The organism is Achromobacter deleyi (assembly GCF_016127315.1).
Taxonomy (GTDB): Bacteria; Pseudomonadota; Gammaproteobacteria; order Burkholderiales; family Burkholderiaceae_B; genus Achromobacter; species Achromobacter insuavis_A.
In genome coordinates, this window is the sequence record NZ_CP065997.1 from 419560 (window position 1) to 443065 (window position 23506).

The 23506-nt window shown below is 68.8% G+C and carries 23 protein-coding genes; 17 read left to right on the forward strand and 6 right to left on the reverse strand.

Features of this window, described 5'->3' with window-relative positions; translation table 11 throughout:
* On the forward strand, positions 1-474 hold the full coding sequence (locus tag I6I07_RS01780; RefSeq protein ID WP_198485502.1) for an aromatic-ring-hydroxylating dioxygenase subunit beta: 474 nt from the start codon (positions 1-3) through the stop codon (positions 472-474).
* Between the two features lie 14 nt (positions 475-488).
* Complete coding sequence (locus tag I6I07_RS01785; protein ID WP_006393099.1) at positions 489-800, forward strand: non-heme iron oxygenase ferredoxin subunit; 312 nt, start codon at positions 489-491, stop codon at positions 798-800.
* A 70-nt stretch (positions 801-870) separates the two neighbouring features.
* Here I6I07_RS01785 and I6I07_RS01790 read toward each other — a convergent pair whose 3' ends face one another.
* From I6I07_RS01790 to I6I07_RS01805, 4 genes are all read right to left on the reverse strand, one after another.
* Complete coding sequence (locus I6I07_RS01790; protein ID WP_198485503.1) at positions 871-1701, reverse strand: tRNA threonylcarbamoyladenosine dehydratase; 831 nt, start codon at positions 1699-1701, stop codon at positions 871-873.
* Between the two features lie 61 nt (positions 1702-1762).
* Positions 1763-3193 (reverse strand): efflux transporter outer membrane subunit, encoded by a 1431-nt coding sequence (locus I6I07_RS01795; RefSeq protein WP_198485504.1) that lies wholly within the window; start codon positions 3191-3193, stop codon positions 1763-1765.
* Positions 3194-3198: 5 nt separating this feature from the next.
* Positions 3199-5157, reverse strand: a complete 1959-nt coding sequence (locus tag I6I07_RS01800) for a MacB family efflux pump subunit (protein ID WP_116522665.1) — start codon at positions 5155-5157, stop codon at positions 3199-3201.
* Position 5158: 1 nt separating this feature from the next.
* Positions 5159-6343, reverse strand: a complete 1185-nt coding sequence (locus tag I6I07_RS01805; protein WP_198485505.1) for an efflux RND transporter periplasmic adaptor subunit — start codon at positions 6341-6343, stop codon at positions 5159-5161.
* Positions 6344-6750: 407 nt separating this feature from the next.
* Between I6I07_RS01805 and I6I07_RS01810 the strand changes: the two genes are divergently transcribed.
* From I6I07_RS01810 to purU, 6 genes are all read left to right on the forward strand, one after another.
* A complete protein-coding gene (locus tag I6I07_RS01810) occupies positions 6751-7959 on the forward strand; it encodes an MFS transporter (protein ID WP_156333570.1) in 1209 nt (402 codons plus the stop codon).
* Between the two features lie 2 nt (positions 7960-7961).
* On the forward strand, positions 7962-8615 hold the full coding sequence (locus tag I6I07_RS01815) for a gamma-glutamylcyclotransferase (protein ID WP_420094538.1): 654 nt from the start codon (positions 7962-7964) through the stop codon (positions 8613-8615).
* Positions 8616-8766: 151 nt separating this feature from the next.
* Positions 8767-9396 carry a pyridoxamine 5'-phosphate oxidase gene (pdxH, locus tag I6I07_RS01820; RefSeq protein ID WP_054434554.1) on the forward strand — a complete coding sequence of 210 codons (630 nt, stop codon included), beginning with the start codon at positions 8767-8769 and terminating at the stop codon, positions 9394-9396.
* A gap of 45 nt (positions 9397-9441) precedes the next feature.
* Complete coding sequence (locus I6I07_RS01825; RefSeq protein ID WP_006393085.1) at positions 9442-9966, forward strand: flavin reductase family protein; 525 nt, start codon at positions 9442-9444, stop codon at positions 9964-9966.
* Positions 9963-11099, forward strand: a complete 1137-nt coding sequence (locus tag I6I07_RS01830; RefSeq protein WP_198485507.1) for an NAD(P)/FAD-dependent oxidoreductase — start codon at positions 9963-9965, stop codon at positions 11097-11099. Before I6I07_RS01825 ends, I6I07_RS01830 begins: the two co-directional genes overlap by 4 nt.
* Positions 11100-11102: 3 nt before the next feature.
* On the forward strand, positions 11103-11957 hold the full coding sequence (gene purU, locus I6I07_RS01835) for a formyltetrahydrofolate deformylase (protein ID WP_198485508.1): 855 nt from the start codon (positions 11103-11105) through the stop codon (positions 11955-11957).
* Between the two features lie 18 nt (positions 11958-11975).
* Here purU and I6I07_RS01840 read toward each other — a convergent pair whose 3' ends face one another.
* Positions 11976-12881, reverse strand: a complete 906-nt coding sequence (locus tag I6I07_RS01840; RefSeq protein WP_198485509.1) for a LysR family transcriptional regulator — start codon at positions 12879-12881, stop codon at positions 11976-11978.
* Between the two features lie 86 nt (positions 12882-12967).
* Between I6I07_RS01840 and I6I07_RS01845 the strand changes: the two genes are divergently transcribed.
* Genes I6I07_RS01845 through I6I07_RS01870 form a run of 6 tightly spaced genes read left to right on the forward strand, consistent with a single transcriptional unit; the run spans position 12968 to position 18468 of the window.
* Complete coding sequence (locus I6I07_RS01845; protein ID WP_198485510.1) at positions 12968-14155, forward strand: iron-containing alcohol dehydrogenase family protein; 1188 nt, start codon at positions 12968-12970, stop codon at positions 14153-14155.
* 58 nt (positions 14156-14213) lie between these two features.
* Positions 14214-15089 (forward strand): TauD/TfdA dioxygenase family protein, encoded by an 876-nt coding sequence (locus I6I07_RS01850; RefSeq protein ID WP_061072354.1) that lies wholly within the window; start codon positions 14214-14216, stop codon positions 15087-15089.
* Between the two features lie 23 nt (positions 15090-15112).
* Positions 15113-16093 carry a Bug family tripartite tricarboxylate transporter substrate binding protein gene (locus I6I07_RS01855; RefSeq protein ID WP_198485511.1) on the forward strand — a complete coding sequence of 327 codons (981 nt, stop codon included), beginning with the start codon at positions 15113-15115 and terminating at the stop codon, positions 16091-16093.
* Between the two features lie 22 nt (positions 16094-16115).
* On the forward strand, positions 16116-17273 hold the full coding sequence (locus I6I07_RS01860; protein WP_198485512.1) for an alpha-hydroxy acid oxidase: 1158 nt from the start codon (positions 16116-16118) through the stop codon (positions 17271-17273).
* Complete coding sequence (locus tag I6I07_RS01865; RefSeq protein ID WP_198485513.1) at positions 17270-17692, forward strand: nuclear transport factor 2 family protein; 423 nt, start codon at positions 17270-17272, stop codon at positions 17690-17692. Before I6I07_RS01860 ends, I6I07_RS01865 begins: the two co-directional genes overlap by 4 nt.
* An 11-nt stretch (positions 17693-17703) precedes the next feature.
* Entirely contained in the window at positions 17704-18468 is a 765-nt protein-coding gene (locus I6I07_RS01870) for a fumarylacetoacetate hydrolase family protein (protein ID WP_198485514.1), read from the forward strand.
* Positions 18469-18510: 42 nt separating this feature from the next.
* On the opposite strand, the gene I6I07_RS01875 is transcribed toward I6I07_RS01870, so the two are convergent.
* On the reverse strand, positions 18511-19401 hold the full coding sequence (locus I6I07_RS01875) for a LysR family transcriptional regulator (protein WP_198485515.1): 891 nt from the start codon (positions 19399-19401) through the stop codon (positions 18511-18513).
* Positions 19402-19541: 140 nt separating this feature from the next.
* Between I6I07_RS01875 and I6I07_RS01880 the strand changes: the two genes are divergently transcribed.
* Genes I6I07_RS01880 through I6I07_RS01890 form a run of 3 tightly spaced genes read left to right on the forward strand, consistent with a single transcriptional unit; the run spans position 19542 to position 23419 of the window.
* A complete protein-coding gene (locus tag I6I07_RS01880) occupies positions 19542-21251 on the forward strand; it encodes an acyl-CoA dehydrogenase family protein (protein ID WP_198485516.1) in 1710 nt (569 codons plus the stop codon).
* A gap of 55 nt (positions 21252-21306) precedes the next feature.
* On the forward strand, positions 21307-22284 hold the full coding sequence (locus I6I07_RS01885) for a Bug family tripartite tricarboxylate transporter substrate binding protein (protein WP_198485517.1): 978 nt from the start codon (positions 21307-21309) through the stop codon (positions 22282-22284).
* Between the two features lie 13 nt (positions 22285-22297).
* Positions 22298-23419, forward strand: a complete 1122-nt coding sequence (locus tag I6I07_RS01890) for a CaiB/BaiF CoA transferase family protein (protein ID WP_198485518.1) — start codon at positions 22298-22300, stop codon at positions 23417-23419.
* Positions 23420-23506: the final 87 nt, after the last annotated feature.

Genomic DNA, 23506 nt, shown 5'->3' on the forward strand with positions numbered 1-23506 from the left:
ATGCTGGACTTTCCCCTCTACTACCAGCTGACCCGGCTGTACGCCGACTACGCCGCCGCGCTCGACGCCGAGCAGTGGGAGCAATGGCCCGAGTTCTTCCTGGAGGACTGCGTCTACAAGGTGCTGCCGCGCGAGAACCACGAGCGCGGCTACCCGCTGGCGACCCTGTCGTTCGAGAGCCGCGGCATGCTCAAGGACCGCATCTACGGCGCCACCGACACCATCTTCCACGACCCCTACTACCAGCGCCACGTGGTCGGCGCGCCACGCGTGCTGTCGGTGAAGGGCGACCGGATCGAATCGGAAGCCAACTACGCCGTGTTCCGCACCAAGCCGAACCAGCTGACCACGGTCTACAACGTCGGCCGCTACCTGGACGTGATCCGGCAGACGCCCGACGGGCTGAAGTTCGAATCGCGCCTGTGCATCTTCGACAGCGAGCTGATCCCGAATTCGCTGATCTACCCCATCTGACCAGGACTCCCGACATGACGACGAACTGGATCAAGGCCATCGCGTTGGCCGACGTGCCGGACGAGGACGTGATCGCCGTGCAGGCGGGCGACCGCGAGATCGCGCTGTACGGCGTGGAAGGCAACGTCTACGCCACCGACAACCTCTGTACGCACGGCAATGCGCGCCTGTGCGACGGCTTCCTGACGGGCCACGAGATCGAGTGCCCGCTGCACCAGGGCCGCTTCGACGTGCGCGACGGCCGCGCGCTCTGTTCGCCGCTGCGCGACAACCTGGCGACCTACCCGGTCAGGATCGAGGACGGCGTGGTGTTCGTGGCGCTGTGAGCGTGGCGCGGCGCCGCAAGCGTGGCGCGGCGGCCCGCCATTCCGAACCGGGCGGCGCCAGCCCCCCGCCTTACAGCGCCAGCCGCAAGGCCTCGTTGGCGGCCGCCATGCCCATGGCGGCGGTCACGGTGACCACCGAGCCATAGCCGGCGCAGGACAGCCCCTGCGGCGCCACGGCCTGCCCCGAAGCGCCCATATCGTCTTCGGCCTCGGCCTGCCGCGTCCATTCGTCGGGCAGGATGGCGGGCTGGTCGAACCACAAGGCATGGATGCCCATCTTCGGCACGCGCTTGAGCGCCTTGCCGTTCTTGTCGGACGCCCGCGGAAACCCATGCTCGCGCCGCAGCTTGTTGCGCAGCTTGGACAGCAAGGCATCGTTGACGGCAGCCGACAGGTCCCCGGCGCGCAACGCCAACGGATCGGTCTTGCCGCCCGCGCCGCCGCACAACAGCATCGGAATCCCCAGCGCCCGCGCATGCAGGATCATGGCGATCTTGGCCGCGGCCTGGTCGGTGCAGTCGATGATGGCGTTGTAGGGACCGGGCAGCACTTGCCCGACGTTCTCCGGCGACACGAAATCATCGACGCGCGTCAGCCGGCACTCGGGATTGATGGCCAGGACGCGCTCGGCCATGGCATCCACCTTGGATTGCCCCAGGGTTTGCGTCAGGGCGTGGATCTGCCGGTTCACGTTGGATTCGGCGATGTGGTCCAGGTCGATCAGCGTCAGGGCGCCGACGCCGCAACGGGCCAGCGCTTCGACCGTCCAGGAGCCCACGCCACCCAGGCCGGCGATGGCGATATGGGCGTTCTGCAGGCGCGCGGGGGCATCGGGGCCGTAGAGGCGGGAGAGGCTGCCGAAGCGGCGGGCTATGTCGGCTTTTTCTTCTGCGGGGTTCATGGGGGCTATTTTATTATGGCCGGCGGGTTGGGTTCTTGAGCCGCGTGTGGCGGGGGGAGGATCACCGCCCGTTCATGCCGACGGAATCGTTCACCGGCAGGGCTTCATCATCGCCGCCCAGCGCCTGATAGACCTTCACCTGATTCACCAGGCGATTCAGGCCATTCTCATCCCGCGCGATTTCCGCCGCCCGCCGCTTTTCCTGCGCATCCAGCCAGAACCGCAACGACACCGAACCGGCGCGGTAGCGCACTTCGTAAAGGCGCTCGGCCTCGCGCGCCGCCTTCAACGACGTCTCCAACTGCTCCGCCTGCAGGCGCAACTGAGTGCGGTTCGAGAGTGCGTTCTCGACGTCCGCCATCGCCTGGTACAAGGCCTGCCGGAACGACACCACCCGCTCATCGAAATCCGTGCGCGACACCTTCAGATTCAGATTCAGGCGGTTGAATTGCAGGAACGGCAGCGTCAGCGCCCCCGTCAGCGTGCCCACCGGGTTCTGCAGCACATTCGACAACGTCGGGCTGGTGCTGCCCAGCGCGCCGGTCAAGTTCAGCGTCGGATAGAAGCTCGCGCGCGCGGCGTCGATGTTCGACAGCGACTCGCGCAGGCGCAGTTCGGCGGCGCGCAAGTCGGGGCGGCGGCCCAGCAGTTCGGCCGGCACGCCTTCGCGCGCCTGCGGCAGCGGGTATTGCGGCAGGCGCTGCGGATCGGCCATGACACGGTCGGGCGGGCCATCGAACAGGATCGTCAGCGCATTGACGTACTCCACCCGCTGCTGCACCAGCAGCGCGTGCGCCGCCTGCTGGCTGGCCACGGTCTGCTCGGCCTCGGCCAGTTCCAGCGCCGAGGCGCCCCCGGCGGCGTACTGCGCGCGCACCAGGTCCTGCGTCTTGCGGGCGTAGGCGATGCTCTCCAGGCTGCTGGCGATGCGCTGGTTGATGAAGGCCGTCTGCCAGTACAGCGTGGCCGTGGTGCCCACCAGCGACAGCGCCGAACTCTGGCGGTCCTGTTCGCTGGCCAGTGCTTCCCATTCGGCGGCGTCGAGCTGGCGCGACAGCTTGCCCCACAGGTCGACCTCGTAGCCAATCGACAGTTCGGCGCTATTGGTGCGCGTGATCTCGCGTTCGCCGCGCAGGTTGCGCGTGCGCGTCACGCTGCCGTTGCCGGACAGCTGCGGAATCAGCTGGTCCTGCGCCAGGCCCGCCTGCAACTGGGCGCGGCGCACGCGGATGGCGGCGGCGGCCAGGTCGTTGTTGCGCGCCAGCGCGCCGTCGACCAGGCCGTCGAGCACGGGATCGTTGAAGTTGCGCCACCAGGCGCCGCCGGCCGCCAGCGCGTTGGCCGGCGCGTCGGCGCCGGCGCCATGGCTCCAGGCGGCCGGGGCCTGCGTCGCGGGCGTCTGGTAGTCGCTCTTGAGCAGGCCGCCGCAGCCGGCCAGGGCCAGCACCAGGGCCAGGGCGGCGGGTTTGTAGATCAGGGAAACAGCTTTCATCATCCTCATTCCCGGGCCAGCGCCTCGACGGGATCCAGGCGCGCCGCATTGCGCGCCGGTAAGTAGCCGAACAACACGCCGATCAGCGTCGAGCAGGTGAACGCCGCCACCATCGACGTGGTCGAATAGATCATGCGGAACGAGCCGCCGGTGGCCTTCGACACCAGCACGCCCAGGCCCAGCGACAACGCGATGCCCACGGCGCCGCCGATCAGGCAGACCAGCACCGCCTCGATCAGGAACTGCTGCATGATGTCGCTGCGCCGCGCGCCCACCGCCATGCGCACGCCGATCTCGCGGGTGCGCTCGGTGACCGACACCAGCATGATGTTCATGACGCCGATGCCGCCCACCATCAGCGAGATCAGCGCGATCAACGACACCAGCAGCGTCATGGTCGCGGTGGTGCGCTCGATGGTTTTGCGGATCGCGTCGGTGTTGAAGACGAAGAAGTCCTTCACCACGTGGCGACGCAGCAGCACCTTGGTGATGGCCTGCTCGGCCGCGGCCGGCGGCGCGGCGTCGTTGACGCGCACCGTGATGCTCTTGAGATGCTGCTGCCCCAGCACGCGCGACAGCGCCGTGGTGTAGGGAATCCACACGTTCAGCGTTTCGTTGTTGCCGAACACGGTGTCGTTCTTCTTGGTGACGCCGATCACCCGCGCCGGCATCGACCCCAGGAACACGATCTGGCCGATGGGGTCGGTGTGCGAGCCGAACAGGGCCTTGCGAGTGCTTTCGTCGATCACCACTTCCTGGGCGCGCCGCGCCACGCTGGTGGTGTCGAAGAATTTGCCCTGCGCCAGCTTGACCGCGCGCACCCGGAAGTACTGCTCGCCCACGCCCTGGATCGAGCCGTTCACCGCTACGTTGCGATAGCGCAGCGTGCTGCTGGTGGAGACCTCGGGCGTGACGCTGTCCACATAGGATTCGCGCGACAGCGCCTCGGCGTCGGCCGGCACCAGGGTGCGGATGTTGACGGCCTTCTCGTCGCCGAAGTCCTTGCCGGGGAATACCTCGACGGTGTTGGTGCCGATCTCGCTGATATCTTCCAGGATCTTCTGGCGCGAGCCCTCGCCCAGCGCCACCACCGACACCACCGCGGCGATGCCGATGATGATGCCCAGCATGGTCAGCGAGGTGCGCAGGCGGTGCGCGTTCATGGCCAGCAGCGCCATGCGCAGCGCTTCGCCGCAGCGGTCCAGGTAGGCCTGCCAGGCCGGCCGCGGCGGCAGCGGCGCGGCTTCTTCTCGCGCCACCTCGATGCGGGGCGCGTCGGGATTGCGCTGGTCCGAGACGATCTCGCCGTCGCTGATCTCGATGATGCGCTGCGCGTGCCGCGCCACGTTCATGTCGTGCGTGACCAGGATGATGGTGTGGCCGGCGGCGTTCAGTTCTTCCAGGATGCGCAGCACTTCCTGGCCGGTGTGCGTGTCCAGCGCGCCGGTCGGCTCGTCGGCCAGGATGATGTCGCCGCCGTTCATCAGCGCGCGGGCGATACTCACGCGCTGCTGCTGGCCGCCGGACAACTGGCCGGGACGGTGGCCGGTGCGTTCGCCCAGCCCCAGGCGTTCGAGCAGTTCGGCGGCGCGCGCCAGCCGCGCCTCGCGGCGCTTGCCGGCGTAGACGGCCGGCACTTCGACGTTGCCCTGCGCCGTCAGGTCGGACAGCAGATGGTAGCGCTGGAAGATGAAACCGAAATGCTCGCGGCGCAGTTCGGCCAGCTCGTCCGGGTCCAGTTCGCCGGTGCTGCGGCCGCTGACGCGGTAGTCGCCGCTGGTGGCGCGGTCCAGGCAGCCCAGGATGTTCATCAGGGTCGACTTGCCCGACCCGGACGCGCCGACGATGGCCACCATCTCCCCGGCCTCGATGGTCAGGTTGATGTCCTTGAGGACGGCGATGGTCTGCTCGCCCGCGGGAAACTCGCGCCGTACCCCCGACAGCGAAATCAACGGTTCGGCCATGTCAGCGTCCCGCTGCGGCGGCCACCGGCGCGGCATCGGCCGACACCACGCGCTCGCCCACCTCCAGGCCTTCCAGCACCTGCGCCTGCACGTTGTTGTTCATGCCGATCTTGACCTGGCGGGTCTCGGTCTGGTTGTTCTTGCCGACCACCCGGACCTCGTAGCGGCCGTCCTTGCCGCGCCTGCCCAGGGCCGAGGCCGGCACCACCACGGCGTCGCGCGCCTCGCCCAGCACGATCGAGACCTGCGCCGTCATGGAGATGCGCAGCTTCTCGTCCGGGTTGGGCACGTCGAACAGGCCGTTGTAATAGACCGCCGCGCTGGTCGAGCTGGAGCTGGACGAGGTCAGCGACGCGGTGGCGTCGTCCTTCTGGATCGAGTCGGGCGCCGGCTCGACCGCGCGCAGCTCGGCGTGGTAGCGCTGGTCGGGTTCGCCCAGGATGGTGAAGTACACCGGCAGGCCCGGCTTGACCCGGGTGACGTCGGCCTCGGAGATCTGCGCCTTGATCGTCATGGTGGCCACCTGGGCCACCTTGATGATGGTGGGCGCGCTCTGGAACGAGTTGACGGTCTGGCCTTCCTTGGTCACCACCGCCACCACCACGCCGTCGATCGGCGAGACGATGCGGGTGTAGCCCAGGTTGACCTTGGCCTTGTCCACCTCGATCTCGGCCTGGGCGATCTGGGCGTCCAGCGCGACGATCTCGGCGCGCGTCACGCCCAGGGTGGCCTCGGCGTTTTCATAGGCCTCGCGCGAGCTGGCGTCGGCCGCCAGCATCTGGCGCTGGCGGCGGAAGGCCAGTTCGGCCTGTTTCAGGGTGGCGACCTTGGCGGCGCGCTCGGCGCGGCGGGTCTGCAAGGCGGCCTGGGCGTTGCGCAGGTCGTTCTGCTGGGTCATGTCGTCGATTTCGGCGACCAGCTGCCCGCGGCTGACGCGGTCGCCCAGCGCCACTTTCAGCGATTTCAACTGGCCGGTGGCCTGCGCGCCGACGCTGACGCGCTGGATGGCATCCATCGTGCCGCTGGCCAGCACGCTGTCTTCGAGGTTGCCGCGCACGACTTCGGCCACGGCGAAGGTGGGCGGCGGCGGCGATGAGAAAAAGGCGGCGCGGATGCCGAAGGCGAGGATCAGGAGAACGACGGCGATCAGGACGTAGCGTTTGACTTTGCTGCGAGGCTTTTTCATTGAACCTGGTTCGGATGGGGCGACGGAGACATGGTCCGCCGCTCGGAATAACTGAATACGGATCGGGTCGGCTGGGCTTGCCCATACTGCACGCCCATCCTAAACGCCGATGTGCGCCAAAGCATGGCCAATCTGTGGCGAAAGGGTGAAAAACGGTAAAGCGGGCCGGGTTGGGCCAGACAATGGAACAATTGTTCCGTTGCATCGACGATACATCTGCTGCGCCGCAAGAAGATATGCCCCATGCCGCGAACGTGATGGCATCTTGCCCCATCCGCATCCCAGTTGGTCCATAGATGGCGCCTATCTTGTCGCCACTCATGTAACCGGATTGCGGCGGCGCAAAAAAACCACGCCTCGACATAGCGCGACGATAGGGACAGAATGAATGCAGTTAAGCCGTATCCGTGTCCAATTCGCCCCCCTCCCCCTCTTCAAACAGCGCCGCCCCGGAGTTTTCCGGGGCGGCGCTGTTGTGCGTGCTGGCCATGCTGAACCACGTGGCGCTTACCGGGGGACGGATCACTGTCTCCCTGACGGCGCTGCAGATGGGGCTGTCGACCTTCAAGGTGGGCACGCTGGTGGCCGTGTTCGCGGTGCTGCCGATGCTGTTCTCGGTGCGCGCCGGCCGCTGGGTCGACCGGGTCGGCATCGTCCGCCCGCTGGTCACCGGCACCACGCTGGTCGCGGTCGGCACCGCGCTGCCATTCCTGTCGCAGACCCAGTTCGCCCTGCTGGTTGCATCCTGTTGCATCGGCATCGGCTTCATGCTGCACCAGGTTGCCACCCAGGACCTGCTGGGCCACGCCGAGCCGACCCAGCGCCTGCGCAATTTCTCGCTGATGTCGCTGGCATTGGCCGGCTCCGGGTTCTCGGGGCCGCTGATCGCCGGGCTGGCGATCGACAACCTGGGCACCCGCCTGGCTTTCGGCCTGCTGACCCTGGGGCCGCTGCTGTCGGCCGGCGGTCTGTACATGCTGCGTCACCAATTGCGCGCGGTGGATTCGCAACTGGCCGGCGCCAAGGAAGCCGAACGGCGCCGCGTCACCGAATTGCTGGCCGTGCCGGCGCTGCGCCGCATCCTGATGGTCAACACCATCCTGTCGGGCGCCTGGGACACGCACCTGTTCGTGGTGCCGATCTTCGGCGTCGCCATCGGCCTGTCCGCCACCACCATCGGCATCATTCTTGCCTCGTTCGCGGCGGCAACGTTCATCATCCGGCTGGTATTGCCCTTCATCCAGCGCCGCGTGCGGTCCTGGACACTGGTGCGGGTGGCCATGGCCACGGCCGCCATCGACTTCATGCTTTACCCGCTGTTCACCGACGTTAGCATCCTGATCGTGCTGTCGTTCATCCTGGGGCTTGCGCTGGGATGCTGCCAACCGAGTATGCTGTCGTTGCTGCACCAGCATTCGCCGCCGGGCCGCGCCGCCGAAGCCGTGGGCTTGCGGATGGCGCTGATCAACGGCTCGCAGGTCTCCCTGCCGCTGACATTCGGCGCGCTGGGCGCGGTCATCGGCGTCGCCCCGCTGTTCTGGGCCTATTCCGTGGCCCTGATGGCCGGAGGCTGGGCCAATCGCAACCCCCCGCTCGAATCTGACCGGAAACCGTAGTCGTGAACATGCAGTCCCCCCCTCCCGTGGCCGGCGCCAGCCTGCCATTCCGCCTGTGGACGCCCGAAGAACGGCAAGCCTCGCTGCGGACCGCCCTGCAACACTGGCGCGACGGCGAGGATGTCTGGGTCTACGGTTACGGATCGCTGATCTGGCGCCCCGATTTCGATTTCGAGGAACGCCGCCTGGCCACCCTGCGCGGCCACCACCGCGCGCTGTGCCTGTGGTCGCGGGTCAACCGCGGCACGCCGGAATGCCCCGGCCTGGTGTTCGGCCTGGATCGCGGCGGCTCCTGCCGCGGGGTGGTCTACCGCCTGTCGGGCAGCCAGGTGCCGGCCTACTTCCCCGCCCTGTGGGACCGCGAGATGTCCACCGGCGCCTATCTGCCGCGCTGGATCAACTGCAGCACCGAGGACGGACCGGTCCGCGCCCTGGTGTTCATCATGAACCGGGACAACCCGGCCTACATCCGCGCCCTGCCCGACGCCGAACTGCTCGCCATCGTGCGCCGGGCCGCCGGCCGCTACGGCCCCTGCACCGAATACGTGGTGCAGACCGCCCAGGCGCTGCGCGCCGCGGGTATCCACGACGCCCGCCTGGACGCCATCGCCCGGCGCCTGGAACAGGACAGCCAGACCCTGCCCGAGGGCGCCTGACGCCAGCCTGGCGCAAGAGCGCCCGGCCCTGCCGGAAGGCGCCAGAGGCATCGCGGGGCAAAAACTTGCCCGGGCCCTGCGCGGGGTCAATGAGGGGCGGGGTTCTTCGGCGGTATAAACTGCTTGTTATCAACGCTGAATCAAACGCCCCATGTCTGTCTCCGATCTGCGTCAAAGCTACGAAAAGAACGTGCTGCTGGAAAGCGAGGCCGCCGCCTCCCCGTTCGAGCAGTTCACTCGCTGGTTCGACGAGGCCCTGGCCGCCAAGGTGCCCGAGCCCAATGCCATGACCCTGGCCACCGTCGACGCCGACGGCCAGCCCAGCGCCCGCATCGTCCTGATCAAGGGGTTCGACGAGCACGGCTTCACGTTCTTCACCAATTACGAATCGCGCAAGGGCACCGACCTGCTGGCCGAGCCGCGCGCCTGCCTGCTGTTCTTCTGGCAACCGCTCGAGCGCCAGGTGCGCATCGAGGGCGTGGTGGAAAAAGTGCCGGCCGAGGAATCGGACGCCTACTATCACAGCCGCCCGGCCGGTTCGCGCATCGGCGCCTGGGCCTCGCGCCAGAGCCAGCCCATCACCCGCGCCGAACTCGAAGCCCGCGAGCAGGAATTCCGCGCCCGCTACGGCGACCAGCCGCCGCGCCCGCCGCACTGGGGCGGCTACCGCCTCAAGCCCACCGCGATGGAGTTCTGGCAAGGCCGGCCCTCGCGCCTGCACGACCGCCTGCGCTACGTCGCCGACGGCCAGGGCTGGAAGATCGAACGCCTGTCGCCTTGACGCCGCCGGGCGCCGTGCGCGGCGCCCGCCCCATCTATCACTTGCATGCCAGCCTCCTCCCCTGATTTCGACGCTGCCTTCTTCCGCACCGCGCTGGGCCGTTACGCCACCGGCGTCACGGTCGTGACCACCGCCGACCTCGATGGCGCCCCCATCGGGCTCACGGTCAGTTCGTTCAACTCGGTGTCCCTGAATCCGCCGCTGGTGCTGTGGAGCCTGTCGCGCAATTCCTCGTCGCTGGCCGCCTTCGAGCAGTGCCAGCGCTACGTGGTCAACGTGCTGAGCGCCGAACAGATCGCGCTGGCGCGGCGCTTCGCCACCGGCAAGACGCCCGACCGCTACGCCGGCCTGACCGTGCACCACGCGCCGGGCGGCACGCCGATGCTGGACGGCCATTGCGCCGCTTGGTTCGAATGCCACAACCGCAGCCGCTATGTCGAGGGAGATCACGTCATCATGGTCGGAGAAGTCGAACGTTGCGGCCATAGCGGCGAACCGCCGCTGGTGTTCCATGCGGGCGGCTTCGACCTGACGCCGGCCGGCGCCCGCGCCGACAGGAAGACGCCGTGAGCGCCGTCGACGTCGATTGCGTCGTCATCGGCGCCGGCGTGGTCGGCCTGGCCATCGCCCGCGCCCTGGCCCAGTCCGGCCGCGAAGTGCTGGTGGCCGAGGCCACCGAGGCCATCGGCACCGGCACCAGCTCGCGCAACTCGGAAGTCATCCACGCCGGCATCTATTACCCGGCGGGCAGCCTCAAGGCCCGCCTCTGCGTGCGCGGCAAGCACCTGCTGTACGCCTATTGCGCCGAGCGCGGCATTCCGCACAAGCGGCTGGGCAAGCTGATCGTGGCCACCAGCGCGGAGCAGGCCGCCCAGCTCGAAGGCATCGCGCAGCGCGCCCGCGCCAACGGCGTGGACGACCTGCAGTTCATTTCCGGCGAAGACGCCATGCGGCTGGAGCCGGCGCTGCGCTGCACGGCGGCGCTGGTGTCGCCATCCACCGGCATCGTCGACAGCCATGCGCTGATGCTGGCCTACCAGGGCGACGCCGAGAATGCCGGCGCGCAGTGCGTGTTCCATACGCCGCTGGTGTCCGGCCGGGTGCGCCCCGAAGGCGGCTTCGACCTGCAGTTCGGCGGCGATGACGCCATGAGCCTGAGCTGCAACGTGCTGATCAATTCGGCCGGCCTGCAGGCGCCGGCCCTGGCGCGCCGCATCGACGGCGTGCCCGCCGCCAGCATCCCCACCGATTACCTGTGCAAGGGCAGCTATTTCACGCTGTCCGGCCGCGCCCCGTTCTCGCGCCTGATCTATCCGGTGCCGCAACACGCCGGCCTGGGCGTGCACCTGACGCTCGACATGGGCGGGCAGGCCAAGTTCGGCCCCGACACCGAATGGGTCGGCACCGAGGACTACACCCTCGACCCGGCCCGCGCCGAGGTCTTCTACGCCGCCGTGCGCAGCTACTGGCCGGCCCTGCCGGACGAGGCGCTGGCGCCCGGCTACACCGGCATCCGCCCCAAGATCTCCGGGCCGCACGAACCGGCCGCCGACTTCGTCATCGCCGGCCCCGCCGCCCATGGCGTGCGCGGCCTGGTGAACCTGTTTGGCATAGAATCGCCCGGCCTGACCTCCAGCCTGGCGCTGGCCGAGGAAACCCTGGCGCGGCTGGCCGACGACGCTTCTTCCCATCCTTCCCACTGAATCATGCAGCACAACGACTACATCCTGACCCTGTCCTGCCCCGACCGCACCGGCATCGTCTTCCGCGTCAGCGGCCTGTTGTTCGAATCGGGCTGCAACATCCTGGATTCGCAGCAGTTCGGCGACGAAGAGACCGGCCGCTTCTTCCTGCGGGTGCACTTCGACCTGCCGGCAGACACGGCCCCGGACGCGCTGCGCGCCCGCCTGGACGAAATGGCGGCCGAGTACGGCATGGAATTGCAGCTGCACGATGCGCGCCGCAAGGAACGCCTGCTGATCATGGTCAGCAAGCAGGGCCACTGCCTGAACGACCTGCTGTTCCGCGTGCACAGCGGCCAGCTGCATGCCGAAGTGGCGGCCATCGTCTCGAACCACAACGACTACGCCGGCCTGGCCGCGTCCTACGGCATCCCGTTCCATCACCTGCCCGTCACGGCCGACACCAAGGCCGAACAGGAACAGCAGGTGCTGGCGCTGGTGGACCGCTACGAGATCGACCTGGTGGTGCTGGCGCGCTACATGCAGATCCTGTCGGCCGACATGTGTCGCGCGCTGAACGGCCGCGCCATCAACATCCACCACAGCTTCCTGCCCAGCTTCAAGGGCGCCCGTCCGTACCACCAGGCGCATGCGCGCGGCGTCAAGATCATCGGCGCCACCGCCCACTTCGTGACTTCGGACCTGGACGAAGGCCCGATCATCGACCAGGACATCGAGCGCGTCGACCACACCATGACGGCGCAGGACCTGACCCAGGTCGGCAGCGACATCGAGTCGCTGGTGCTGTCGCGCGCCGTGCGCAGCCACGTCGAGCACCGCATCCTGCTCAACCGCAACAAGACCGTGGTGTTCCGCTAGGATGCCGGCGGGCTGCGCTCAGCGCGTCCAGTCGGCGTCCTTGAACCAGTTGCGCAGGTGTTCCACGATCAGCCTGACCTTGTCGGGCTGGTTGCGGCGGGTCTGCACGACCGCGTGGATGTCCAGCCCCTGCGGCTCATAGCCCGGCAGCAGCACTTCCAGCGCCCCGTCGGCGATGTCCTGCTCGACCATGTATCGCGGGTGCATCGACACCCCGCCGCCGCGCTTGGTCATGTTCATCAACGCTTCGCCCAGGTTCGAATTGAATGAGCCCGCCACCCGCACCACGTGGGTGTTTGACTGGGCGTCGGTGAAACTCCACTGCCCGGTGGGCGCCTTCAGGTTGTGCACCAGGCAGTTGTGCCGCTCCAGGTCCTGCGGTTTCTCCGGCCGGCCATGGCGCGCGAGATAGTCCCGCGTCGCCACCACCACCTGCGGCACCAGCGTGATCTTATAGGCGATCTGGTTGGAATCCTTCAGCCGCGGCGCGATGCGCACGGACAGGTCGAGGTTCTCGGCGATCAGGTCGCCGCGGCCGTCGTCGATCAGCAGCGACACCTTGATCGCGGGATAGCGCGCCAGGAAATCCTGGATCGCCGGCACCATGTGCACGGTGCCGAACGACGGCGGCGTGCCGATGCGGATGCGGCCGCTGGCGGTCAGCACCGGCCCCTGCACCAGTTCTTTCAGGTTCATCAGGCTCAGCGCCAGCGTATCGGCGTTTTCCAGCAGCAGCCGGCCGCTCTCGGTCAGGCTGACGTGCTTGGTGTTGCGGTTGAGCAGCTGCACTTCGAAGTGCGCTTCGAGCCAGGCGATCTTCTTGGTGACCGCCGAACGGCTTGACGCCAGGCTTTCCGCCGCCTTGGAAAAACTCAGGCTCTTGCCGACTTCGGCGAAGACTTCGAGGCAATCGATAACGTTCATTCCCGACCCGTGTGTTTCCAAAAAGGAAAAAACGATTTCCTTGTTTGGTGATTTTTCAGGGCAATCGGCGTCTCTATACTGGCCGCATGAGCCAAGACCGTCCTCCCGCTGCCGACGCCAGCGCCGCCGCTTTCGACTATCACCTGTTCGGTACCCATGTCTGTTTCGGCGATGGCGTGTCGGCCTTGATATTAAAAGAACTCGACGCGCTTGGCTGTTTCCGGCCGGCGATCCTGGCGCAGGAAGCGATGACGCGATCCGCCGCCTTCGAAGCGCTGTCCGCCTGTTGGAACGGGCTCGACCACCTGCGGCTCCCGGCGGTTCCGCGGCACTCCAGTGTCGACGTTGTGGAAACAATGGCCGAAAAAGTGCGGGCATTCGGCGCGGACAGCCTGATCGCCATTGGCGGCGGCAGCGTGGCCGATACCGCCAAGGCCCTGGCCCTGCTGCTGGCCGAAGGCGGCCGCCTGGCCGATCACGTCACCACCTTCGAGCCGCCGTCCACGGTGCGCATCCCGCGACGCGTCCGCCTGCAGCTGCCCATCATCGGCATCCCCACCACCGCCTCGGGCGCGGAAGCCACGTCGTCGTTCGGCGTGCGCCGCGAAGACGGCCACAAGCTGATGTTCTGGAACCGCCGGGTAGCGGCGGCGACCCTGCTGATCGATCCGCGCCTGAGCGCGGACCAGCCCGTCGCGCTGCTGCGCGACAGCGCCATGAACGGCATCGCCCATGCGCTGGAGGCCTTGTATTCACGGGGACGCTCGCCCGTGTCCGATTGCATCGCCGTGCAGGCGATCCGGCTGTTCGACGCCGCCCTCGACGGCGACAGCCTCGCCGGCCACGACGCGCGCGGCGCGATCCTGCAGGCGGCGCACCTGGCCGGGCTGGCCCTGTCGATGGCGCGCAGCTGCCTGCATCACGCCATCTGCCACGTCGTGGCATCGCGCCAGCGGCTGTCGCACGGCGCGGTCAACAGCGCGATCCTGCCGCATGCGCTGGCCTTCAACGAAGCGGTGGCGGCCGACGCATTGCGGCCCGCGCTCGACGCGGTCAACCAGCGGGCGCGGCGGCCCCACGCCACGCTGTCGGCCTGGGTGCGCGGCATCCAGCGGCGCCACGCCATGCCGGCCCGGTTGTCGGAGCTGGGCGTGGCAGCCGACGCGTTGGCGCCCCTGGCCCGCGATGTGATGACGGAACGCGGGCTGGCGCTCAATCCCCGCCCGGTCTTTGACGCGACCGAGGTCCTGGCAATTCTGCGGGCCGCGTTCTAGCGCGCCGGCATCCCAGGAAGGCCGTCCGTGCCTTCCCCATCCCGAGAACGGAGACATCATGAAGATCGTTGCTGGCGGGGGCTCGTTGGGCGCCCGCATCCTGGATATCGACCTGGCCCGCCCCTTGACCGAGGCCGACTACCGCGCCATCGAGGCGGCGCTGGGCCGGCATGGCGTGGTCAGCTTCCCGCAACAGGCGCTGGAGGCGCCGCACCTGAAGGCATTCGCCGAGCGCTTCGGCACGCTGGAAGTGAACGTCGCCAACATGTATTTCGAGCCCGGCCTGCCGGAAGTGATGATCCTGTCGAACATGGTGGAAAACGGCAAGCCCGTGGGCCTGAGCGATGCCGGCCAGGACTGGCACACCGACATGTCCTACAGCCGCACCATCGCCTTCAGCAACGTGCTGTACGGCATCCGCATCCCGGTGCGCGACGGCAAGTCGCTGGGCAACACCGAGTTCTCGAACATGCACGCCGCCTATGACGACCTGCCGCAAGCCTTGAAGGACGAGTTGGACGGCATGACCATCACCCACGACTTCAACAAGTTCTGGGAGATGATGCGGCGCGAAAAAGGCAGTACCCGCCCGCCGCTGACAGAAGAACAGAAGCGCCGCAAGCCGCCGGTGTCGCACCCGGTGTTCCTGACGCACCCGATCACGGGCCGCAAGGTGCTGTACGCCAACCCCGGGTATTCCGTGAGGATCAACGAATTGCCCGAGGCGCGCAGCGCCGAGGTGCTGGACTTCCTGTTCCAGCACCAGTTGCAGGAGAAGTACCGCTATCGCCACCAGTGGCAGGAAGGCGACGTGCTGATGTGGGACAACATGGGGACCATCCATAACGCGGTGGCCGACTACCGCCCCGACGAGCCGCGCCTGATCAAGCGCTGCCAGGTCATGGCGGACCGGTACTTCCCCGACCAATACTGATACCAACACAAGGAGGAGACATCATGAACACAAGAAAATGGACCAACCTGCTGTGCGCCGCGCTGATCGGCGCGGGCGCCGCCGCGCCCGCCCTGGCCGACGACTATCCATCGCGGCCGATCCGCATGGAGGTCGGCTACGCGGCCGGCGGACCGACCGACGTGATCGCCCGCATCCTGGCCAAGCGCATGTCCGAGAGCCTGAAGGCCTCGATCGTGGTGGAGAACAAGCCGGGCGCCAGCGCATCCATCGCCGCCAACGACGTGATGCGGTCGGAACCCGACGGCTACAAGGTGCTGGTGACCTCGCTCACCCTGAACGTGAATCCGCTGCTGTACCCCGAGCGCTACAACTATGACGCCGTCAAGGACTTCACCCCCGTCGGCAATTTCGCCAAGCTGCCGATGGTGGTGGTGACGAGCTACGGCTCGCCCTACAAGACCATGCAGGAGCTGGTGGCCGCGGCCAAGGCCAGCCCGGACAAGCTCACCTTCGGCTCGTCGGGCATCGGCGGGTCGGCCCACCTGACGGCCGAGATGCTGTCCAACATGACCGGCGCGCGCATGATGCACGTGCCCTTCAAGGGCAACGGGCCGGCCCTGCAGGAAATGCTGGCGGGGCGCATTTCGTTCATGTTCTATCCCAGCGTCGGCATCGCCAACTACGTGGCGCAGAAGCAGTTGCGCGTGCTGGCCATCGGCACGCGCGAACCGCAACCCGACTTTCCCGGCGTGCCGACGCTCGAAAGCCTGGGCTATCCCGGCTTCGACGAGGCCGCCACCTGGGTCGGCATGCTGGCGCCGCCCGCCACGCCCAAGGCCATCGTCGACAAGCTGAACCAGGCCGCCAACGAGGCCCTGGCCGATCCGGCCGTGCGGCAGCAGCTCGCCTCGCTCGGCGCCCTGGCCGACGGCGGCACGCCGGAGCAGTTCAGCCAGTTCCTGGTGCAGGACCGCAAGCGCTGGGCCGACGTCATCAAGAAAGGCAATGTCAAAGGCGAATGATGGCCCACCGGAGCAGCCTGCAATGAGCGCCCGGCTGGACGATTGCTATTCCATCGAGCGCCTGCGCGCCGCGGCCCGGGCGCGCCTGCCGCGGCCGGTGTTCGACTTCTTCGACGGCGGCGCCGAAGACGAGATCACGCTGCGCGAGAACGTCGGCGCGTTCCAGCGCCTGCGGCTGGCGCCGCGGGTGCTGCGCGATGTCTCGCGGGTCGACCTGGCCGGGCTGCTGCTGGGCGCGCCCGCCGCCCTGCCCTGCGCCATCGCCCCCACCGGCGCGGTCGGCTTCGGCTGGCGTGGCGGCGACGTGGCGCTGGCGCGCGCCGCGGCGCAGGCCGGCATTCCCTACGCCCTGTCCACGTCCGCCACCGCGTCGATCGAGGAGATCGCCGACCGCGCGCCCGGCCGGCTCTGGTTCCAGGCCTACATCCTGCAGGACAAGGCCCGGCTCGCGGACCTGATCCGGCGCGCCGCCGTCGCCGGCTATGAGGCGCTGATGATCACGGTGGACCTGCCGGTGGGCGGCAAACGTGAACGCGACCTGGCGCACGGGCTGGCGTTCCCCATGAAGCTCAATCCGCGCAACGTCTTCCAGTTCGCGCGCAAGCCCGCCTGGTCGCTGGACATGCTGCTGCGGCGTCCGCCGGCCATGCCCAGCCTGGCGGGCCTGGCGCCGGTCGCCGCGGACCGCAAGGCGATGAAGTCCGTCGCCGGCCGCAACTACGATCCGGCGTTCAGGCTCGACGACCTGGCGCGGCTGCGCGACGGCTGGCAAGGCAAGCTCATCGTCAAGGGCGTGGTCAATGCCCTGGACGTGGACGCCATCGTCGGCATCGGCGCCGACGCGCTGGTCGTCTCCAACCACGGCGGCCGGCAGCTCGACACCGGCATCGCAACGCTGGCCGCCTTGCCGGAAGTGATCGCCGCCGCGCGCGGCCGGGTGCCGGTGCTGCTGGACGGCGGCGTGCGGCGCGGCAGCGACATCTTCAAGGCGCTGGCGCTGGGCGCGGCGGGCGTGTTGACCGGCCGCGCCACGCTCTACGGCGTGCTGGCGGGCGGCCACCCCGGCGCCTGCAAGGCGCTGGAGATATTGCGCGACGAACTGGCGCGCACCATGCAACTGTGCGGCGCCGACACGCTGGCCGCCATCGATGAAACCATGCTGAGGACGATATCCCCATGAGCGATCCCCTGTCGCTGTGCCACAACCAGGTCATGGCGTTTTTTCGCGACCTGGACGAGAACCGCTACGACGACCTGGTGCGGCGTCTCGCCCCCGACGGCGTCTGGCTGCGCCAGGGCCAGACGCTGGCCGGCCGCGACGCCGTGCTGGCGGCGCTGGCGCGCCGCTCCCCGACCCAGCGCATCCACCACCTGATCAGCAACCTGGCGGCGCACGCCTGGAACGCGGACCGCTGCGCGATGCGCGCCTACATGCTGGTGGTGCGCCACGACAGCGGCGCGGCGCTGTCCGGCCCCGCGCCGTTGACGGGCATCGATAGCATCCGCACCACTCACATCGAACTGGCGCGCCGCGACGGCGCATGGCTCATCACCCGCATGGCCAACGACGATCCCGGTTTTTCCGCCCAGGCGGCCTGAAGGAACCCACCATGAAATGGATACGCTGCACCCACGACGGCCAGACGTTCTACGGCATCCTCGACGACGACCGCGTCACGCCGGTGCGCGGCGACCCGTTCAACGGCCATGAAAGGCGCAACGAATCGCTGCGCCTGGCCGACGTGCGGATCGAGGTGCCGGTTATCCCGCCGACCTTCTATTGCGTCGGCCTGAACTACGTCCAGCACATCGGCACCGAGGGCAAGAACATCCCCGCCCAGCCCGACGTCGGCTACCGCGCCAACAACGCGCTGCGGGCGCACGGGCAGGACGTGCTGATGCCGGCCGACGCCACCCGCGTGCACTACGAGGGCGAGCTGGTGGTGGTGATCGGCAAGCGCATGAAGCACGTGCGGCCCGACGAGGTGCGCGCCGGCATCCTCGGCTACACCATCGGCAACGACGTCAGCGCGCGCGATTGGCAGGCGTCCGACCGCACCTTCTGGCGCTCCAAGAACACCGACACCTTCAAGCCGATGGGCCCCTGGATCGAGACCGATCCGGACCTGGCGCGCATGGAGACGGTGGTCAGCGTCAACGGCCGCGAGAGCACCCGCTTCGGCACCGCCGACATGCTGTTCGGCGTCGACACATTCATCAGCACCATGAGCCGCTATCTCACCCTGCAACCCGGCGACATTCTCTGGATGGGCACCGACGGCCATTCGCCCGACCTGCGCGACGGCGACGTGGTCGACGTGACGCTGACCGGGCTGGGCACGCTGAGCAACCGCTTCGTGCGGCTGCCGGACTGATCGCCGGCGGGCCGCTCCGGGTGGCAATGCCCGGAGGCCCGCTCAAGCCGCGGGAAACTGGCGCTCGACCAGCGCCAGCGCTTTTTCCTGCAGCGGCGAACGGTCCTCGTCCGGCCAGATCACCTGGCTGACCGAACGCGCCTGGTGCTCGAAGCCGATGAAACGCGTGCCCACCAGGCCGCTACGCGACAGGCAGGACGGCACGATCGACACGCCCAGTCCCTGCGACACCAGCGAGGCCACGCTGAGCCAGTGGCGCACCTCGTGGCGGATCACGGGCATGAAGCCCGCCCCCACGCACAGCGACAGCACGGTCTCGTAATAGCTGGGCGAGGCGGCACGGGCGAAGAATACGAAGTCATCGGCGGCCAGCTCCGCCAACGCCAGCGACGGCCGCCCGGCTAGCGGATGGCTCTGCGGCAGGCACACCACGAACGGCTCGGCCAGCAGGTCGCGCGCGGCCACGCCGGCCGGCACCGGGTTGGCGTGGATGAAGCCCAGGTCCTGCTCGCCGCGCCGCACCGCCTCGATCTGGTCGTGCGAATTCAGCTCGGTCAGCACGTGTTCCACGTCCGGCAGCTCCGCCCGCATCGACGCCAGCAGCGCCGGCAGACCGCGATACAGCATCGAGCCCACGAAGCCGATGCGCAGGCGGCCGCGCAGGCCGGCGTCGACCCGCTGCACCAGCATGCGCACGTCCTCGGCCTGGCGCAGCAGCGTCAGGGCCTCGCGGTACAGCACCTGGCCGGCGGCGGTCAGTTCGACATGGCGGCTGGTGCGCGCCAGCAAGCGCGCGCCGACGTTGTCCTCGAGCTGGCGGATGGCGTAGCTCAGGGGCGGCTGGGAAATATGCAGGCGCGCGGCGGCGCGGCTGAAGTGGCGCTCTTCGGCCACGGCGATGAAATAGCGCAGCAGGCGCGGATCCAGGTCCATCGGTCTCCTCCCTGGGCGAGCCTGGCGGCGGCGCCCGAGATTCATATTTTTATTGGATAGGTCTACACCAAAACGGTATTTGTATAGATTAATCCATCATCGCACCATGCCGGAAACTCCCTTTTGCGCAGGATGCCGCCATGGATACCCCCGCCCAGTCCCCCGCCACCCCCAGCGCCACCGCCACGCCCATCCCGGACGCGCGCGGCCTGAACCTGTTCCGCGCCGATCCCTACGCCGCGCCGCTGGCCCGGCGCTACCTGCCGCCGGCGCTGCACGCGCACCTGCTGCCGCACCTGGACCGCCTGGGCGAACTGGCGGGCGGCCTGATGGACGAACTGGCGGCCACCGCCGACAAACATCCACCCACCCTGTCGGTGCGCAGCCGCGCCGGCGCCGACGAATCGCGCATCGACAAGCATCCGGCCTATGTCGAACTGGAACGCCTGGCCTACAGCGAATTCGGCCTGGCGGCCCTGTCGCATCGCGGCGGCGTGCTGGGCTGGCCCGAGCCGATGCCGGCCGCCGCCAAGTACGCGCTCAGCCACCTGTTCGTGCAGGCCGAGTTCGGCCTGTGCTGCCCGGTCAGCATGACCGATTCGCTGGCGCGCACGCTGCGCAAGTTCGGCGACCCGGCGCTGGTCGAACGGGTGCTGCCGCAGGTCACCAGCCAGGATTTCGACGCGCTGCGCCAGGGCGCCATGTTCATGACCGAGCAGGGCGCCGGCTCGGACGTCAGCGCCACCGAGGTCACGGCCCGGCGCCAGGACGACGGCAGCTGGCGCATCCACGGCGACAAGTGGTTCTGCTCCAACCCCGACGCCGGCTTCGCCATGGTGCTGGCGCGCAGCGAAAGCGAGCCCGGCCTGAAGGGCGTGTCGCTGTTCCTGCTGCCGCGCGACCTGGCCGACGGCACGCACAACCACTACCGCATCCTGCGCCTCAAGGACAAGCTCGGCACCCGCTCCATGGCCAGCGGCGAGATCCGCCTGGAAGGCGCGGTGGCCTGGCTGGTGGGCGAGCGCGGCAAGGGCTTCAAGCACATGGCCGACATGATCAACAACTCGCGCCTGTCCAACGGCATGCGCGCGGCCGGCCTGATGCGCCGTGCCGTCACCGAGGCCACCTACGTCTCGCAGCACCGCCGCGCGTTCGGCAAGCGCCTGATCGACATGCCGCTGATGCAGCGCCAGCTGGTGAAGATGACCGTGTGGGCCGAGCAGGCCCGCAGCGTCATGTTCCAGACCGCCCGCGCGCTGGCCGACACCGACCAGGGCCAGGGCGACCCGGCGCTGGCGCGCATCCTGACGCCGCTGATCAAGTTCCGCGCCTGCCGCGATGCGCGCAAGGTCACCGGCGACGCCATGGAAGTGCGCGGCGGCTGCGGCTACATCGAGGAATGGACCGAGCCGCGCCTGGTGCGCGACGCGCACCTGGGCTCGATCTGGGAAGGCACCAGCAACATCGTGGCGCTGGACGTGCTGCGCGCCATCAAGAGGGAAGGCTCGCTGCCCGCGCTGCGCCGCCATATCGACCAGTTGCTGGCCGACGGCCTGCCCTGCCCGCCCGCACTGGCCGCCACCCAGGCCGATGCGCTGGAACGGACCTATGCGCTGGCCGAACACGCCGCGCAGGGCGACCACGCCGAACTGGCGCGCCAGGCCGCCTCGCTGCTGTACCACGCGGTGTCGATGGCGGCGCTGCGCTGGGAGGCGGCCGGCGACGGCCTGGCCAGCCGCGCCCTGCTGGCCGACCAGGTGCTGCAGCATCGCCTGGCGCCGCGCGACCCCTATGCCATTCCCCCCGACGAAAGCGCCGCCAGCCGCGGCATCCTGCAACACGCGCTGTAGCCTGGCGCATCACGACGCCGGCGGCACAGCCGGCGCGCCCCCACTGGAGACAACCATGAAACGCCTGTTCACCCCCTTGCTGCTGGCGCTCGCCGCCATCGCCGCCGTGCCGCCCGCGCTGGCGGCCGACGCCTATCCGTCGCGCCCCGTCACGCTGGTGGTGCCGTTCCCGCCCGGCGGCCCGACCGACGCGCTGGCGCGCCGTCTGGCCGAAAAACTCAAGCAGCCGCTGGGCCAGACCGTCATCGTCGAGAACCGCGCCGGCGCCGGCGGCAACATCGGCTCCGAGTACGTGGCTGCCGCCAAGCCGGACGGCTACACCCTCCTGTTCGGCACCTCCGGCCCGCTGGCCATCAACGTCAGCCTGTACAAGAACCAGGGCTACAACCCCGAGACCAGCTTCGCGCCCATCATCCGCATCGGCCACCTGCCCAACATCCTGGTGGTGAACCCCTCGATTCCGGCCAACAACGCGCAGGAGCTGATCGCCTACGCCAAGAAGAATCCGGACAAGCTCAGCTACGCCTCGTCCGGCAACGGCGCGTCGTCGCACCTGGCCGGCATCCTGTTCAACCAGATGGCCGGCACCCGCATCATGCACATCCCGTACAAGGGCACCGGGCCGGCGCTCAACGATCTGCTGGGCGGCCAGGTGTCGATGTCGTTCACCGACATCCTGACGGCGCTGCCGTACATCAAGGCCGGCAAGCTGCGCGCCATCGGCCTGGCCAGCGCGCAGCGCTCGGACGCGCTGCCGGACCTGCCGACGCTGTCCGAACAGGGGCTGTCGGGCTATGACGTCAGCGTGTTCTTCGGCATCGTCGCGCCCAAGGGCACGCCGGCCGAGACCGTGGCCAAGCTGAACCAGGCGTTCCAGGCCGCGCTATCCGACCCCGCGATCGAACAGACCCTGCACAACCAGGGCATCGTGCGCGCCCAGGACCAGACGCCGCAGGGGCTGTCGTCCTTCATCACGACCGAAGTGCCCAAGTGGCGCACGCTCATCAAGAGCGCCAACGTTTCCATCGACTGACCGCAGAGGCTTCATGGCTCCCAAGCTCCCCGACGCCGGCGCCCTCGCCGGCTGCAAAGTGATCGACCTGTCGCGCGTGCTGGGCGGTCCGTACTGCACCCAGATCCTGGCCGACCACGGCGCCGACGTGCTCAAGATCGAGCCGCCCGGCGGCGACGAGACGCGCGGCTGGGGGCCGCCTTTCCTGGGCGATACCGCGTCGTACTTCGTCGGCGTCAACCGCAACAAGCGCGGCATGACGCTGGACCTGTCGCAGGCGGCGGGCCAAGAGCTGCTGCGCCACCTGCTGGCCGACGCCGACGTGCTGGTCGAGAACTTCAAACCCGGCACGCTGGAGAAGTGGGGCCTGGGCTACGACACCTTGAGCGAACGCTTTCCGAAACTGATCCACTGCCGCGTCAGCGGCTTCGGCGCCGACGGTCCGCTGGGCGGCCTGCCCGGCTACGACGCCTGCGCGCAGGCCATGTGCGGGCTGATGAGCGTGAACGGCGAAGCCGACGGCGACGCCACCCGCGTCGGACTGCCGGTGGTCGACATGGTGACGGGCCTGAACGCGGCGGTGGCGATCCTGCTGGCATTGAACGAGCGCGCGCGCAGCGGGCTGGGCCAGTTCCTCGACATCACGCTGTACGACTGCGCGCTGTCGCTGCTGCACCCGCACGCGCCCAACTATTTCTACAGCGGCAAGACCCCGGGCCGCAGCGGCAACGCGCATCCGAACATCGCGCCCTACGAGACCCTGCCCACCGCCAGCGGCCCGATCTTCCTGGCGGTCGGCAACAACCGCCAGTTCGCGCAGCTGGCGCAAGTGCTGGAGGCGCCGGCGCTGGCCACGGACCCGCGCTATGCCGCCAACGCCGACCGGCTGGCGCACCGCCAGGCCCTGCGCGACGAGCTGACCGCCCTGCTCGCGCATCACGAGGCGGCGGCGCTGGCCGACCGCCTGCTGCGCGCCGGCGTGCCGGCCGCGGCCGTGCAGACCGTGGACCAGGCGCTGGCGCACCCGCACACGCGCCATCGCGGCATGGTGCTGGAACAGGACGACTACCGCGGCGTCGGCTCGCCGATCAAGCTGTCGCGCACGCCCGCCACGCTGCGTCGCCTGCCGCCCGACCTGGCGCCTACGGAACCCTGACGCGCCCCGCGCGACCGCGATCCACGCCCGCCTCGAAGCGGGCGTTTTTTTCGCGGCGCCAGGCACTCCTGGCGATTCGATCCGCCG